At 43.7% G+C, this 14,861-nt stretch carries 10 protein-coding genes and 3 tRNA genes; 8 read left to right on the top strand and 5 right to left on the bottom strand.

What is annotated here, in order from left to right; all coding sequences use genetic code 11:
- On the bottom strand, window positions 1-599 hold a 599-nt coding region (gene ribA / locus JMX94_RS00985), incomplete at its 3' end, for a GTP cyclohydrolase II (protein ID WP_201562433.1).
- 593 nt (window positions 600-1,192) lie between these two features.
- Here ribA and dxs point away from each other — a divergent pair.
- Window positions 1,193-3,241: a 1-deoxy-D-xylulose-5-phosphate synthase gene (gene dxs / locus JMX94_RS00980; protein ID WP_201562431.1), complete on the top strand. Its 2,049-nt coding sequence runs from the start codon at window positions 1,193-1,195 to the stop codon at window positions 3,239-3,241.
- 285 nt (window positions 3,242-3,526) lie between these two features.
- Entirely contained in the window at window positions 3,527-4,354 is an 828-nt protein-coding gene (locus JMX94_RS00975) for an inositol monophosphatase family protein (RefSeq protein WP_201562429.1), read from the top strand.
- Between the two features lie 77 nt (window positions 4,355-4,431).
- Here the strand turns inward: JMX94_RS00975 and JMX94_RS00970 are convergent, their stop codons facing one another.
- Entirely contained in the window at window positions 4,432-5,871 is a 1,440-nt protein-coding gene (locus JMX94_RS00970; RefSeq protein WP_201562427.1) for a wax ester/triacylglycerol synthase family O-acyltransferase, read from the bottom strand.
- A 263-nt stretch (window positions 5,872-6,134) separates the two neighbouring features.
- The gene (locus JMX94_RS00965; RefSeq protein ID WP_201562426.1) at window positions 6,135-6,974 is read right to left on the bottom strand and encodes a thiazole synthase; all 840 of its coding nucleotides are present in this window, start codon (window positions 6,972-6,974) and stop codon (window positions 6,135-6,137) included.
- A 477-nt stretch (window positions 6,975-7,451) separates the two neighbouring features.
- Between JMX94_RS00965 and gspE the strand changes: the two genes are divergently transcribed.
- Window positions 7,452-9,008, top strand: coding sequence for a type II secretion system ATPase GspE (gene gspE / locus JMX94_RS00960; RefSeq protein ID WP_201562424.1), 1,557 nt, complete (start codon window positions 7,452-7,454; stop codon window positions 9,006-9,008).
- A gap of 124 nt (window positions 9,009-9,132) precedes the next feature.
- Here gspE and JMX94_RS00955 read toward each other — a convergent pair whose 3' ends face one another.
- Together JMX94_RS00955 and JMX94_RS00950 are read right to left on the bottom strand one after the other, a co-directional pair.
- On the bottom strand, window positions 9,133-9,627 hold the full coding sequence (locus JMX94_RS00955; RefSeq protein WP_201562422.1) for a RidA family protein: 495 nt from the start codon (window positions 9,625-9,627) through the stop codon (window positions 9,133-9,135).
- A gap of 75 nt (window positions 9,628-9,702) precedes the next feature.
- A complete protein-coding gene (locus JMX94_RS00950; protein ID WP_227673455.1) occupies window positions 9,703-10,488 on the bottom strand; it encodes a DUF4442 domain-containing protein in 786 nt (261 codons plus the stop codon).
- Between the two features lie 461 nt (window positions 10,489-10,949).
- Here JMX94_RS00950 and JMX94_RS00945 point away from each other — a divergent pair, with 461 nt between their 5' ends.
- The 5 genes from JMX94_RS00945 to JMX94_RS00925 all read left to right on the top strand — a co-directional run bounded on the left by JMX94_RS00945 (window position 10,950) and on the right by JMX94_RS00925 (window position 14,667).
- On the top strand, window positions 10,950-12,446 hold the full coding sequence (locus JMX94_RS00945; RefSeq protein WP_227673454.1) for an McrB family protein: 1,497 nt from the start codon (window positions 10,950-10,952) through the stop codon (window positions 12,444-12,446).
- A gap of 18 nt (window positions 12,447-12,464) precedes the next feature.
- Window positions 12,465-14,060, top strand: coding sequence for an McrC family protein (locus tag JMX94_RS00940; RefSeq protein WP_201562418.1), 1,596 nt, complete (start codon window positions 12,465-12,467; stop codon window positions 14,058-14,060).
- Between the two features lie 246 nt (window positions 14,061-14,306).
- Window positions 14,307-14,383 (top strand) — tRNA-Pro (locus JMX94_RS00935).
- Between the two features lie 93 nt (window positions 14,384-14,476).
- Window positions 14,477-14,553: transfer RNA gene (locus JMX94_RS00930), tRNA-Arg, on the top strand.
- A gap of 38 nt (window positions 14,554-14,591) precedes the next feature.
- Window positions 14,592-14,667 (top strand) — tRNA-His (locus tag JMX94_RS00925).
- Window positions 14,668-14,861 lie beyond the last annotated feature (194 nt).

The following is a 14,861-nucleotide window of genomic DNA, read 5'->3' as shown; positions in this document are numbered from 1 at the left end:
TTCATGTCGTTAACCCCAACCAATAGTGGCACTCGTTCAACGACATCGATACCGTGCTTCGTTAAATAAGCGACTTTATCAGGGTTGTTGGTAATCAAGCGTACGCTATCAACACCGACATGGGCGAGCATCGGTCCGCACATATCATAAACGCGCGCATCAGCCGGTAAGCCTAACATGAGATTGGCATCTAAGGTATCATGACCTTGATCTTGCAAGGCATAAGCGCGGATTTTATTGGTCAGACCAATCCCGCGACCTTCTTGGCGCAGGTATAATATTGCCCCGCAGCCAGTCTCTTGTATCGCTTGCATGGCAGTGTTTAGCTGTGGACCACAGTCGCATTTTAGCGAGCTAAAGGCATCACCCGTTAGACATTCCGAATGAATACGTATCAGCGGGATGAGGGGCTCTGCTGGCGCCGCGCCTTTTTGGTTTAGCGCCGTATCAGCCTGATTTAAAGCATCAGCTTGATTGACCACAGGTAAACCCACGGTAAGCATGACATGCTCTTGACCGTCTTCATTTTCAAAGATATGAATATCAAACTCGCCGTGACGAGTAGGTAGTTTGGCAGTAGTAATAAATTGATATGACATTAATGTCCTGCATAAGCCGATCATCGTGGCGCTAGAGGTCTATTTAAGCTTTGTGGTATCTGTTAAAGCTTTATAATAATAGCTAAGGTATTGCCTAGGCGCTGCTGATTCAAATAGCAGGTGGCTGATATTTATTGGAAAAACACACAAAGTTCACAGACGGCGCACGATGATTAAAGCGACAATTAAAAATAAATGCTATTATGCCATACTATTTTGACGGATACAGTGACAAGTCTTTGCCCTTACATTACTATGTCGTCACCAAGGTCCGATATGTATGCAAAATCATTGAGCATGGTAAACATTGTCATTAAGCATCATCATTAAACATTGCCATGATTTATAACAGCATTGATAACATCTTTAGCATTATAAGATTAAAAGTAACGCCTCATATTAAATAGCGTATTTTTCGTTATTCACAGCTATATTAAAAGCTGTATTAATAATTATATAGCCTGTGGTATCAAGTATTTTATGATGCCGCGCTATTATTAACGCCACTTAGACAGTTGCTAGTAACAGTTGTTAGTAATAGCCCCTGTCTAAGGTAGCATCTTGTCAGCAGATTGGTAGGTATCGTACGTTCTATGCAGCAGTCAACTCATTCCCCACAGTCTAAGTCATTATCTGCGTCAGCCATTGATTCTGCTGCACCGCTATCAAACCTGCAGCAAACGTATGCAGCAATTCCACGTGAGCGTCCGCATACGCCGCTACTTGATACGGTAGACGCACCGATTGATTTAAAAGCGTTTAGCGAGAGTCAGCTAATCACCTTAGCGGATGAGCTACGGCTTTTTTTGCTTTATTCAGCCGGTCAAAGTGGCGGTCATTTTGGTGCCAACTTAGGCGTGATTGAGTTGACCATTGCGCTGCATTATCTGCTAGATGCGCCGCAAGATCAGATTGTTTGGGATGTAGGTCATCAAGCTTATGCCCATAAAGTATTGACCGGTCGCCGTGATAAGCTTGGCACCATACGCTCAAAAGACGGTTTGACCGCTTTTCCAGAACGCGCTGAGTCGGTCTATGATACTTTTGGGGTTGGGCATTCATCGACGTCTATCTCAGCAGCTTTAGGTATGAGCTTAGCGCTTCGTTACCAAGGCCTTAAACAAACAGTTGCCTGTATTATTGGTGATGGGGCGATGACCGGTGGCATGGCATTTGAAGCGATGAATGACGCCGTACAACAAGATGCTGATTTGCTGGTAATTTTAAATGACAATGATATGTCAATATCTTGCTCTATCGGTGGTTTCTCGCGGCATTTAGCGACGCTATGGGAGTCGGGATATCAGGTTGATATCTCTGATGCAGGCGAGCCAGTACTGTGTCAGCGCCCTGATATGCAAGCCTTTGACCGCCGTAAACGTCATAAAGAGCTGCGTGATGTCCCGCAATTAGAAGACAATTTATTTAAAGCAATTGGTTTTACCTATTTTGGTCCATTTGATGGGCATGATATTCCTGAGCTGCTGCGCGTACTATCGCTTGCCAAGCAGTTAAAAGGCCCTGTTTTAGTCCATATTTATACCACTAAAGGTAAAGGTTTTGCGCCTGCTGAATTAGACCCAGTCGGCTATCACGCTATTAGTAAACTACCTGCTGAAGATAGCCAGAAGGAAGCAGTAAAAGACAGTTTAACAACCAGCACACCGCTATTAAAATACTCGCAAGTATTTGGCCAGTTTTTATGCGATAAAGCTGCTACTGACGAGAAATTGCTTGCCATTACCCCAGCGATGGAAGAAGGCTCGGGAATGATTGAGTTTGCCCGTCAATTTCCTAAGCGCTTTTTTGATGTGGCGATTGCTGAGCAACATGCGGTAACTTTAGCAGGCGGCATGGCAACCCAAGGCGTCAAACCTATCGTCGCGATTTATTCAACCTTTTTGCAGCGTGGCTACGATCAACTTATCCATGATGTGGCTTTACAAAATCTTGATGTGATGTTTGCCATTGATCGCGCCGGTTTAGTCGGTGAAGACGGCGCAACCCATGCAGGGGTATTCGATTTTGCTTTTTTACGCTGCGTGCCTAATATGCTGATTGCCGCGCCAAAAGACGAAAACGAATGCTACCATCTGCTTAATACTTGCTATGAATATCAAGGCTGCACGGCTGTACGCTATCCGCGCGGTATTGGTACAGGCGCAGTCATTACTCAGCCAGCACAAGTTTATCCCATTGGTAAAGCAGTGGTAGAGTCGGTATTAGGTCAAGCCGACGCGCCTAATAAATTGGCGTTATTAGCCTTTGGTACGATGGTTGCGACGGCTCAGCAAGCGGCAGAAAGCCTAATTAACGATAATATAAAATCACACTGTCAGGTACACGTGGTAAATATGCGCTGGGTAAAACCTTTAGATACTCATTTGCTTGAAACCTTAATCGCGCAAGGCATCACCCATATCGCTACTTTAGAAGAGCATATGATTATGGGCGGCGCGGGCAGTGCGGTAAATGAGTATTTACTTAACGAATCGCCAGCCTTCAAAAATAGCCACCCAGTTATCTGTAATATCGGTATCTCTGATCGCTTTATCGCCCATGGTTCGCCAGCAGAACAAATGGCTGATTGTGGTCTAGATGTTGCAGGGGTCGTCAGTCAGCTCCAGCAATTGCTAAAATAAAACCCTATCATTCATAAAAAATTGCTAAAATAGCGGATTGAAAAATAAAGCATGTCTGTTTCCTTGCTTAAACCTCGCTTAAACCTCGCCTACTTGCCGTAGGTGTGAATTATTTGACAACTTGGGCGGTACAACTGCTGGCAACCATATATTTGGTTTGCTAGGCGGCTATGGGTTTTTATTAATTATTACTATGCGTCAGTTTTGAAGCAGGTTTTATTTTTCGTACATTTTATAAGTTACATCTCTTAAGTAGTATTCATTCATCAAGCAAATAGGTTATTTATGGAACCCATGGTCGTCATCGCAGCGCGTGCTGCTGAAAAAGTCGGTAAAGAGATTTTATACGCGCATCAAAACCGCCACAAAATCGAGCTAGATATCGAGTCTAAAGGACTTGATGGTTTGGTCACCCGTATTGATCGTTTCAGTGAAGAGCTGACGATTGAGACCCTAAAAGCCAGCTATCCAAATCATTCGTTCTTGGGTGAAGAGTTTGGTATGCAAGAAGGTCGCGGCGAAGATGCTGACTGGTGCTGGATTATTGATCCGTTAGATGGCACCAAAAACTTCGTCCATGGTGTGCCGCAGTTTTGTGTATCTATCGCTGTGCAACATAAAGGCGTTACCCAACACGGCGTCATCTATGATCCTGTCCGTGATGAGATGTTTTCTGCCAGCCGTGGTAAAGGCGCGCGTCTAAACCAACGCCGTATCAACGTTAGTGAGCGTAAAACGATTGACGGTGGTTTATTTACTACCGGTCATCCGCTTGAGCGTAAACGCAATGGTGAAGTTATCTCTTATGCCAAGCAGCATTTTGAGAGCTTACAGAAAATCTCTGAAGAAGGTGGTCAAGTTCGCCGTTTAGGTTCAGCTGCGCTTGATTTATGTTATGTGGCGGCTGGTCGTTTTGACGGTTATTTTGAGATGTCTATCAAGCCTTGGGATATTGCTGCCGGTGAGCTAATCGTGACCGAAGCACGTGGCGTGGTGGTTGACCATACAGGCGCGCACAACTCGATGACCTCAGGCTCTATTTTCGCTTGTAACATCAAACTATTAAAACCATTGATGCAAGTGGTTGTCCCAACTTGGGGTGATGCGTTTTAAGCACCGCCTAAGCGTCACCTCTAAGCCTCACCTAAATATAATCATTGAGACAACTTAATATTAAAAAGCTGGTTCCGTTATGGAGCCAGCTTTTTTGTTTTGCCATTACCTTTATTGCTGCTTTTATCTTCAACCGTGATCCCTTGGAACTCAAGCTCTTTACTGGTGCGCTCCAACAGCTGTAACTCTTCTTCTATTAGTATCAGCATATCTTGCACGTGCGGCAAGGCTTTACTACAAGCGGTAATCCCAAATTCAATCTTATCCAAATAGCTGGCAAGGGTAATATTCATCGCTTGACCGTCGAATACAATAGAGGCTGGGTATAAAGACTGCAGGCGCGCGCCATTCCAATAAAGCGGTTTTTCCGAACCAGGAACATTTGAGATAATCAGGTTAAATGCCTGCTTTTTAGGAAACAGGCCGGTTGCCAAATTGATGCCTTCCCAGGCATAAGAGACGACACTGTAATTGATAACCTGCGCTTGATTCATACGGCGGAAGCGGCGTTTACCATTATTCATACTGCGATGAATCAGCTCGATTCTGCTGAGTGGATCGTCTAAATGGGTACCCAAATTGGCCAATACAAAGGACAACTGATTGCCTGCAACGCTATTATCGGTGCGTAATGACATCGGTACAAAGGCAATCAAGGGCTTACTCGGTAGCGCGTCTATCGATAGTAAATAGCGACGAATAGCACCAGCACAAACAGCAAGTACCACATCATTTTTACTGATGTTTAAGCGCTCAGCAATATCATTAAAGCGCTGTATCTCATACGACTGGGCAGCAATGCGCCGTGAGGCTGAAATACGTTTATTGAGTACACTCATCGGCGCGGCAAAGGTGCTGACATAACTGTCGTCGCCATAATTTTTTAAATTATCGAGCAATTCTGTAAATACTGGCTTAATGGTAGAAACTTGCTCTTTAATGATACCCAAAGCAGAACGCTCTTTAGGCATAATCGCATCAACTTGGTTGCGATGGCGTGCCATTAACGACCAGATTGGTAATGTAACCGGTTCGGTCGGTGATTGAGATAAGGATTTTTTGACCAGTCGCATCGCCGCGATGCCATCAACCAACGAATGGTGGATTTTAAAATATAAAGCAAAACGCTCAGGAGCGCCTTCGTTTTCTGGCTCAATACCTTCAATGACGTGACATTCCCATAGCGGCATCGCACGGTCTAAGAGACGGCCATGCTCTCTTGAAACGTACATCAAGAGCTCGCGTACACGGGCGGGCTTTGGTAGTGCCACATGATGCAAGTGATGTTCAACATCAAAGTGCTTGTCTTTTTTCCAGAATATTAAATGTTCGAGCACTTGGTTAAACGGAAAGGTTGGCGGCACCTCAGAGTGTTGCATTTGTTTGACCAATTGACAGACAAAACTGTTATCGGCATTTTCTGGCAATTCGAATAGGAATAGACCCCCAACATGCATGGGTTGTTTACGCGACTCAAGAAGTAAGAACAACTGGTCGACTGCTGTGAGAAGTCGCATAATAAATCCTTTTATGACGATGAATGAAAAATGGCAATAAAATAAATAGGTATTCAGTTAAACAAAGGTAAAGCGTAACTAGGATAAAGCATTTAGCAAAAACGATTAAAAACCTAAAAGTAGTCACAAAAATATCTTAATATAAAAAGTATGGGTCACGGGACTTTTATTATTTAATTATGCCATAACCCATATCTTTAGCGGCTTAAGCTTATAAAATCAAGAAAATTATAGGCTAAAGTTTAAAAGCTTAAGCTAAAAAACTACTGAAAAAAGTATCCGGTCTGCGGCGAGCTGGCAGCGGCCATTTTGCGCATCGGCATACGACCTGCCAAAAATGCCTGACGACCTGCCCAAATAGCATGTTTCATAGCATTTGCCATCATCACTGGATTTTGCGCATTGGCAATGGCTGAGTTCATCAGCACGCCATCACAGCCAAGCTCCATGGCAATCGCCGCATCAGAAGCGGTGCCGACGCCAGCATCAACCAATACCGGTACATTGGCATTTTCGATAATAAGACTTAGGGTATGGCGGTTCAGCAAGCCAAGGCCAGAGCCAATCAAGCTACCAAGCGGCATAATCGCCACGCAACCCATGCTTTCCAATTCTTGAGCGACAATAGGGTCGTCAGAGGTATACACCATGACCTCAAAGCCATCATCGATTAACACTTTTGCTGCTTTTAAAGTTTCCATCACATTTGGATAAAGGGTCTTTTCATCGCCCAAAACTTCTAGCTTAACCAGATTATGCCCGCCTAATAGCTCGCGAGCAAGCTTACACGTCCGAATCGCGGTTTCGGCATCAAAACAGCCTGCGGTATTGGGCAAGATGGTATATTTATCCGGTGAAATGACATCTAATAAATTTGGCTCATTGCTATTTTGGCCAATATTGGTACGGCGAATAGCAACGGTGACAATCTCAGCTTCTGAGGCACCAATAGCAGCACCCGTTTCAGCCATGTCTTTATATTTACCGGTACCGACCAACAATCGAGAAGAAAATGTACGACTGCCGACAGTAAAAGTGTCTTTTGACAAGGACTCTTGTGAAGATGACTGAGCGTTGGTAGGAGCATTTGCGGCTTGTGACATAAGGATAATCCTAATAGCGGGCGAACAAAGGTGACTAATGACGTAGTGAACAAGGTGACAAAAAGTAATGAACAAAGACTGGCATCAATACTAGCAATGATTAACGCAGAATAATTAAACACACAATAATTAAACACACAATAATTAAATATAGCTAGTCATCATAGGATAAATAGAGGCTTGTGCTGTCTTGAGCCTCATCATACTGATGCTTAAGCGACAAAGCGATAAATCACATGAAAGCCTTGCTACTTGTATAAAACAAAATGTTATTATAACAAACTCATGCGCGCTTACTGACAATCTTTACCCAGTTTAACGATTTAGGCAGGCGGCTTTAAACAGTTAAGTCAGTAGTATTTTTTAGCATGTATTAGATTGTGTTTTCAAGGCTGTTTTCAAAGCCATTTTCAAAGTTATTTTATAAGCTGTTTTATAAGTTCTTTTTTTAAATTAGCCACTCACTAGGTCGTCTTTATGCTGCAGCTGCCGTACAGTTTTGCAAAACGCCATCAAATTTTGGCCATTCTTGCTATTGATCCCGAGTTGCCGCCGACACTGGTATTGACCAAAACCACGCCACTGTCCGCCATTAATGAAGCGGTGCGGTTCTTACAGCAGCAAGGCGTGCGTGGCGTACCAAATTACGAAAGTATCAGCGCTGATGATTTCGAAAAACGCATGAATGCCGCTTATGCTGGTAATACGGGCGAGTCGCAGCATATCGCCGCTGGGCTTGAAGACCATCCTGACCTTGATAGCTTGGCAGATAGCGTCCCCGAAACGGAAGACTTGATGGACCAACAAGACGATGCGCCGATTATTCGTCTGATTAATGCGCTATTGTCGGAAGCGATTCGTCTAAATGCCTCAGATATTCATATTGAAACTTTTGAGAAGCGGCTAGTGGTACGCTTCCGTGTCGATGGTGAGCTAAAAGAAATCATCACACCAAAACGCCAATTGGCGCCGTTACTGGTCTCGCGTATTAAGGTCATGGCCAAATTGGATATTGCCGAAAAGCGTGTGCCACAAGATGGGCGTATTAGCTTAAGGCTGGCAGGGCGTGAGGTCGATGTGCGCGTATCGACGTTGCCATCAAGCTTTGGTGAGCGGGTAGTGATGCGACTGCTCGATAAACAAGCAGGTCGTCTGAATATGACGTATCTCGGTCTATCTGATAATGACTATAGCGAGCTTAAGCGCTTAATCCATCGCCCGCATGGCATTATCTTGGTGACTGGACCGACGGGTTCGGGGAAAACCACGACGCTATATTCGGCATTAACTGATTTGAACGACCAAACCCGTAATATTTTGACCGCTGAAGATCCAATTGAGTTTCAGCTCGATGGCATTGGGCAAACGCAGGTTAATAATAAAGTCGATATGACCTTTGCTAAAAGTTTACGCGCCATGTTGCGGCAAGATCCAGATGTTGTGATGGTTGGTGAGATTCGCGATTTAGAAACCGCGGAAATTGCCGTACAAGCGTCTTTGACAGGGCATTTGGTATTATCGACACTGCATACCAATACCGCCATCGGTGCAGTCACACGTTTGCAAGATATGGGCGTTGAGCCATTTTTGTTATCGTCATCGCTGATTGGGGTCGTCGCCCAGCGCTTGGTACGGACGCTATGCACGCATTGTCATGGCTGGCAAGCTGCTGATAACGAGCAGGCCAAATTATTTACTGAAATTGGTATAGCGGCAAATGCTAAAAGTACGGCTACTGAAAAATTAACAGAGAATATTATTAATTTACCAAAACCCGTTGGCTGTGATAAATGTAATAATTCAGGCTTTAAAGGGCGGACGGCGATATATGAAGTGGTGCCGATTGACGATACCTTGCGCCGGATGATTCATAGTAATACTGCCGAGTACGAGCTAGAAGAGTACGCCCGTCAGCAAACGCCATCGATACGAGCTGATGGACTACGCAAAGTCATAGAAGGTCGGACGACGTTAGAAGAAGTACTGCGGGTAACCAAAGAAAGTGCCCTGACTGATGATGCTATGGTTGTATAAAAAAACGATGGTATAAAGAAAAACGATTGTATAAAGCAAAACGGTTATTGAGTCAAAAGTCAGTGCAATTGGCTCAATAACCGCGTAATCAAAAAGTTAGTTTGGCTTATTTTAAATAGCGCTGCTATTTTGCGGCGATACATTCAACTTCAACGCTTGCGCCCGCTGCCAGCTCTGAAACGCCAAAGGCTGAGCGTACAGGGTATGGCTTAGCCAACTCTGCTTTATAGACTTTATTAAAGTCATCAAAATCATCCATATCGGTCAGCATCGCCATACATTTGACGATGTCTGATTTTTGATAGCCGTACTTTAACAAGGTTTCATGGATATTATCGAGCGCTTGTTTGGCTTCCGCTTTTACGCCGCCTTTGACCAATTTACCGTCTTTAAAACCAATCTGTCCTGACATATAGAGCGTATCGCCGACACGTACCGCTTCTGAAAATGGATAATTGCCGCCATCACCGAGAAATACTGGGCTAGATTTGGTGACGGTTGCATTATTAGTCGTTGGCGCGGCATTGGCAGTAACGGCAAAACCTAAGCCTAATAAACATGCGCTAATCAGCACTGCTTTAGATAATTGAGTAGTCAGTTTATTAATATATATAGACATGCTTGTCTCCTTATTATTGTGGTATTTCTTAAATCCATTTTTTTGGTAGCTATTTGCTTCTTTAACAAATTGAAATTAATTGCTCTCGAGTTCTGGCGTCGAGTGCTTACTGCTTTCTTCACTTTCAGATTGCTCTATTTCAGGTTGTTTGTCTTCAGATGGTTGGTCTTCAGACGGCTTCTCTTCAGTTTCTTTATTGTCAACTTGATTATTCTCTAGCGCTTTAGCGGCTTTACCTTGACGGCGCGCTTCTAGCTCAGATTTGGGTATCCAAGCCCACGTCATCTCAACGACGATAGGGTCACGGTCGCTATCTGACTCACGGTCATGAATCACGCAGGGAATTACCATTTCACCCTTTGGCGTATTTAAAATATCCAAGCGCTGCTCGTCCGATAATGACGCCACGGCAGCAATCTGACCTTTTTTAATCGGACGATAGAAGTTCACCGAATAAGATTTAATCAATAATACGCGGTCAGACGGTAGGTTTAAACCCAAAATAAACCCTGTTGCGGTTTCAGCAAGTAAAGTGATGGCAACGGCATGGACTGAGCCAATATGGTTTTGCACCGCTTTGGTATTATTTAAGCTGACCACCACTTGATTGGGGTCGACGGTCTCATAATAGATACCCGTTGTGCCCACATATGGCACCACTTTACCAAAGGCTTTCGACAAAATGCTGGCGCGCGCACCCGCCGGTAAATATTTGGTGACTGATAGCAGCTTGGTAAATTGGTTGCTGATGGGTTTTAAGGTGCTATTTGGTTTTTCGACTGGCAATCTTGTGTTGTCAGCTACTTTGGCTGCTCGTTTATTGGTCAGCTTGGTAGGGAGTTTTTTTAATAATCCTGACATACAACATTCCTCAATTTGGAGTGGTTGAATCATATTAATTAACAAAGCTGGTTTATTAAGCTAGCCAACTGGGTTAATTAACGGATGGTTAGAAAATAAGCGCTAAATGAGAAAAGTAACCAGCTTTATCCTAGCAGCTATTTTAACGCTGGCGCATTTCTAACTTAGTAAATTTCTAACTATGGTACATTAAGTGCCGTATCGCTACTATTATTAACATGAACTGCTGCGCTTATAAAATATGACTAACGTAACGATACCTTAAATGTTCGCAATAAATATTAGTAATAACGTCGCTAAAAGTAAGGTTGCTAAAAATGGTACTACTGAAAAACAGCACCACTGAATGTTAGGTCATTTAATGCAAAAGAGCTACGTTATAATAGCTAAACTCTTACGTGGCTAAAATGCTGAAGTATCGTTGCCGTGATTTTTTAATACTGGATAAGGCTGTGCCGGATATGTCTCCTCAAAAACCGACCAATATCATTTATACCGGCGTCGCTGGTACGGGTAAAACCTATCGCTTGCTCCAAATCGCGCAGCAATATACCGATTATTTACCAAGGATAAATGACAAGGATTTACTGGGACAACTGCTGCAGGAATTAAGCTGGCGTGATGTCGTTTGTTTGATATTTTTAGATTTTAAGTCCAAAAGACAGGACTTAGTCAAGGTGCCAGAAATTGTCAATCATGAGTTTTTTGTTAGCAAAGCGGCGCAAAATGCGCGTGATAAAAACTTAAGCAATACCGCTTGGTCTGTGCTGCAAATGCATACGCCTGCTAGCTCACAAACGGTGAGTTATAAAAATCGAGCCAGCCAAGCCTATTTTGATAAAGATAATAGCGGCGCATGGTATCTGCTCCCAGAAAGCATGGATTTGTTAAGCGATTTAGCGCAGCAATTAGCCGAGTTTCAACAAGCACAATGCGAGAATAATAGCCAAAACCAAGAGTTTCGCCAACAGCGCTTTAGTATGGTCAGCTTCCATCAGGCCTATGGTTATGAGGAGTTTGTCGAAGGTATCCGCCCGGTGATGGCGGCGACCAGTCCTGCAACGAATAGTTCGTCGCAAATGAGTTACGCCATTCAAGACGGCGCATTCTTAAAATTGTGCCAACGCGCGGCTAATGACCCTGATCAGCGTTATGCGATGCTGATTGATGAGATCAATCGGGCTAACGTGTCACGCGTCTTTGGCGAGCTGCTAAGTTTGATTGAACCAGACAAACGTGCCGGCATGACAAACGCGATGACGGTCAATTTGGCTTATTCAGGGCGAACCTTTAGCGTCCCTGCCAACGTTGATATTTATGCCACCATGAACAGCCAAGACCATTCATTAGCGCCGCTTGATATGGCATTACGAAGGCGCTTTCGCTTTATTGACTGTCTACCGCAGCCTGAATTATTGCCTATTCTTTATCTTAATCAAGACTCAGAAGCAGTTAATTCAGAAACGTTTAGTTCTAAAACAGCTAATCCAGCAGAAACCCTTTATTCAACAGAAAACCGTTATCCAACAGAAACCATTGATTTAGCGAAACTCTTAACGGGTTTAAATAGTCGCATCGCGCAAACGCTGGGGGCAGAGGCGCAACTAGGTCATGCGTTTTTATGGTCAGTAGACAGTATTGAGCAATTGCAAACCGCACTGACTGAACAAATCATTCCACAATTGGCGCAAGCCGCGGCTGGACAAGTGACTATTTTGCAATATATCTTCCAAGATGAGCAGCAGCCGATAAGTGCGCAGTTTATACAAGATAGCCAAGCGCTCATCAATAATGATGCAAATAATTCGGTTAATCCAAATAGTCCGAATCAGCTGTTTGCAGGACAGCAGTCCTTTCTCAGTCAGTCTATGAGTACGGGCAGTTATAAAATTAATACTAATTTACTAGATAACAGCGCTGAGTTTACAAAGCCGTTTGTCTATCAGCGTTTATATTAATAAGGTTGCTAGCTAGTGATGAGTAGAGTATTACAGCCTGAGAGTAAAGCAATAGGTAGCAGCGCTAATGGTGCTAATAGCACTAATAGCGTCAATGCAACTACGACTGATACTCATATTATTACGGTGTTTGAACACCAACGTTTAACAGCGCGTGATTTTGTACACGTAGCGGATTTTCACTGGTTAATGGCGCAAGAATATGCCGTTTTTAGTATTAAACGCCAGCAAGGACGATGGCAGCTAAAGGTTGGCCATTATATTGGTGTTATTTTATTGCCAAGTGGTATGACGCTTGAGATATTGCCCAAGTTAATGGCAAAAACGTCTAGCAAGCACAATCCGCAGCAACCATACGAGTCATCCAAATCTAGCGCTATCAATCAGACGCGCCAATGGGTACAGGATATGTTGGCTGATTTAACCAATAGTAGCCCTTCTAAAAATAAGCTCCCTAATACAAAAAACTTAGATCAATTTAGCAATCAGTTAGCCGCGCTACCACTCACAGCACTGCCATTGTCAGACTGGCTGATTGCGCAGTTTTTACAGCGTTTATCTCACTATCGACCGACCAAGCACTATCAGGCGCAAATTCATAACCAAGCAGCGCTACAAGGTCGCTTGCTTATCAAAGAACAGCTGCGCCATAACAGCATGCAGCCGCATAAATTTGTCTGTGAGAGCAGTGTGCTAAGCCAAGAGATGCTTAGTAATCGCTTGATTAAAAGTGCGCTGGTCTTGCTTACGCCGCTATTTTTAGCATCGATGTTACTGCCATCATTGCAGTTATGGAAGCAAGTAGCAGTATTAAGTCGCTATGAGCTGCAGCGGCTCGAGCTGTTATATCAGCAAGCAAAACGCCAGTTAGCGCTGCAGCCTTTATCTCGGCAGCAATTACGAGCGGCGCAGCAGTTACTAGATTTGGCTTATTGGCTCTTGCAACAATCTGACGCCCATACTGGTAATGGAATTGATCCGAATCCATCAGCCGCTCTCAATGCCTCTCAACCACGTTTATGCTTATTGATTGATATGAATCAAGCGTTTGAGCAATGGGCAAGCCTGCGTATAGCGACAATGTTTCAGCAAACCAATTTGGCTTATAAGCCCTTATTCCAAACACAAAGCGTCTGGCTAAACGATGCAGAAGGGCAGGCGTGTTTGTCTATTCGTCCCGATTTATTAATATATAAAGCAGCTGCTGACAAAGGTGCTTATCTCGGTTTAGGTCAGAAGAAAAATCAGGATGATATAGAAGTCAGTGAGAGTGAGAGCGCAGGTAATTGTAGCTTAGGTCATTATAGCCACGTGATTGATATGAAATGGAAGTACCTAGCGCACGCCGGTGCGATTAGCGCCAATGACGCCTATCAGTTGACCAGTTATGCGCAGGCTTATCGTGCAGAGCAAGTATGGTTGGTTTATCCGGTGCAAGATGATATCAGGCGACCTGTCGAGCTTAGACAACAAGCGTATAATAAAGGTGATAGTACAGACTGTCGTAAAACACCTGACCAGCAGTCAAATCTCGCCCGATTATGGCTGATACCTTTTAATGTTATTACTGGAAAGATAAATGGTGGCTTGCTTCCAGACGTAAATGTAGTATAATGAGCGCTGTCGAAAACGACAGTATGTATTATGGTTGATAAAATCAACATTGCGTCAGCGCTATTTGCATGAAGATTTAAGGTTTTTAAAAGAGTTTAACGATTCTTTGAAAATAATCAAAAATAAGTGTTGACACAACCGGCTTTAACCCTTAATATGTGCACCTCGATAGCAAGTAACATTAACAAGTTAGCGGTATTACCGATAATAAGTTAAATAACAAACTATCGTGATAATAGAAAATTTCGGAGTGTGGCGCAGTTTGGTAGCGCATCTGGTTTGGGACCAGAGGGTCGTAGGTTCGAATCCTATCACTCCGACCATCTATTTAAAGAGCCTTACAGGCTTTTTTTTATGTATAATGGTTTAGTTTCTGCTATGCTAAACTTACCAAGATATATAAAAGTCCTCTAAGAGCGCCTGTAGCTCAGTTGGATAGAGCATCTCCCTTCTAAGGAGGTGGCCGCAGGTTCGAATCCTGCCAGGCGCACCATTTAGCCTGTCAATCTTGCCTTTTTGGCAACAGTTATGGCGGTTGTAGCTCAGTTGGTAGAGCCCCGGGTTGTGATCTCGGTTGTCGTGGGTTCGAGTCCCATCAGTCGCCCCATATTTTATTCTGCATTACCTTCCTCACTACCTTCAAAAAATATTAAAATAACTCTATTTGCCATTACTGGCATTTTTTCGTGCCTGTCTGTTTAATATTCATGCATGCTCTCTAAATTATGATGCCATGCAAACTATCTAGAAGCGAAAGAGGACTCCACCCGACATTAGGGTGGAGGTGAATTTCGCCTAGTG

Origin of the sequence: Psychrobacter sp. CMS30, from assembly GCF_904846565.1 — a bacterium.
In the GTDB taxonomy this organism is placed as follows: domain Bacteria; phylum Pseudomonadota; class Gammaproteobacteria; order Pseudomonadales; family Moraxellaceae; genus Psychrobacter; species Psychrobacter maritimus.
Note: the sequence above shows the minus strand (reverse complement) of the source record. Positions and strands in the feature narration are given on the sequence as shown.

Bases quoted from the DNA above. Each gene is read 5' to 3' on its own strand.
- dxs (WP_201562431.1), top strand. From the start codon at position 1,193: ATGCAGCAGTCAACTCATTCCCCACAGTCTAAGTCATTATCTGCGTCA.
- JMX94_RS00975 (WP_201562429.1), top strand. From the start codon at position 3,527: ATGGAACCCATGGTCGTCATCGCAGCGCGTGCTGCTGAAAAAGTCGGT.
- JMX94_RS00970 (WP_201562427.1), bottom strand. From the start codon at position 5,871: ATGCGACTTCTCACAGCAGTCGACCAGTTGTTCTTACTTCTTGAGTCG.
- JMX94_RS00965 (WP_201562426.1), bottom strand. From the start codon at position 6,974: ATGTCACAAGCCGCAAATGCTCCTACCAACGCTCAGTCATCTTCACAA.
- gspE (WP_201562424.1), top strand. From the start codon at position 7,452: ATGCTGCAGCTGCCGTACAGTTTTGCAAAACGCCATCAAATTTTGGCC.
- JMX94_RS00955 (WP_201562422.1), bottom strand. From the start codon at position 9,627: ATGTCTATATATATTAATAAACTGACTACTCAATTATCTAAAGCAGTG.
- JMX94_RS00950 (WP_227673455.1), bottom strand. From the start codon at position 10,488: ATGTCAGGATTATTAAAAAAACTCCCTACCAAGCTGACCAATAAACGA.
- JMX94_RS00945 (WP_227673454.1), top strand. From the start codon at position 10,950: ATGTCTCCTCAAAAACCGACCAATATCATTTATACCGGCGTCGCTGGT.
- JMX94_RS00940 (WP_201562418.1), top strand. From the start codon at position 12,465: ATGAGTAGAGTATTACAGCCTGAGAGTAAAGCAATAGGTAGCAGCGCT.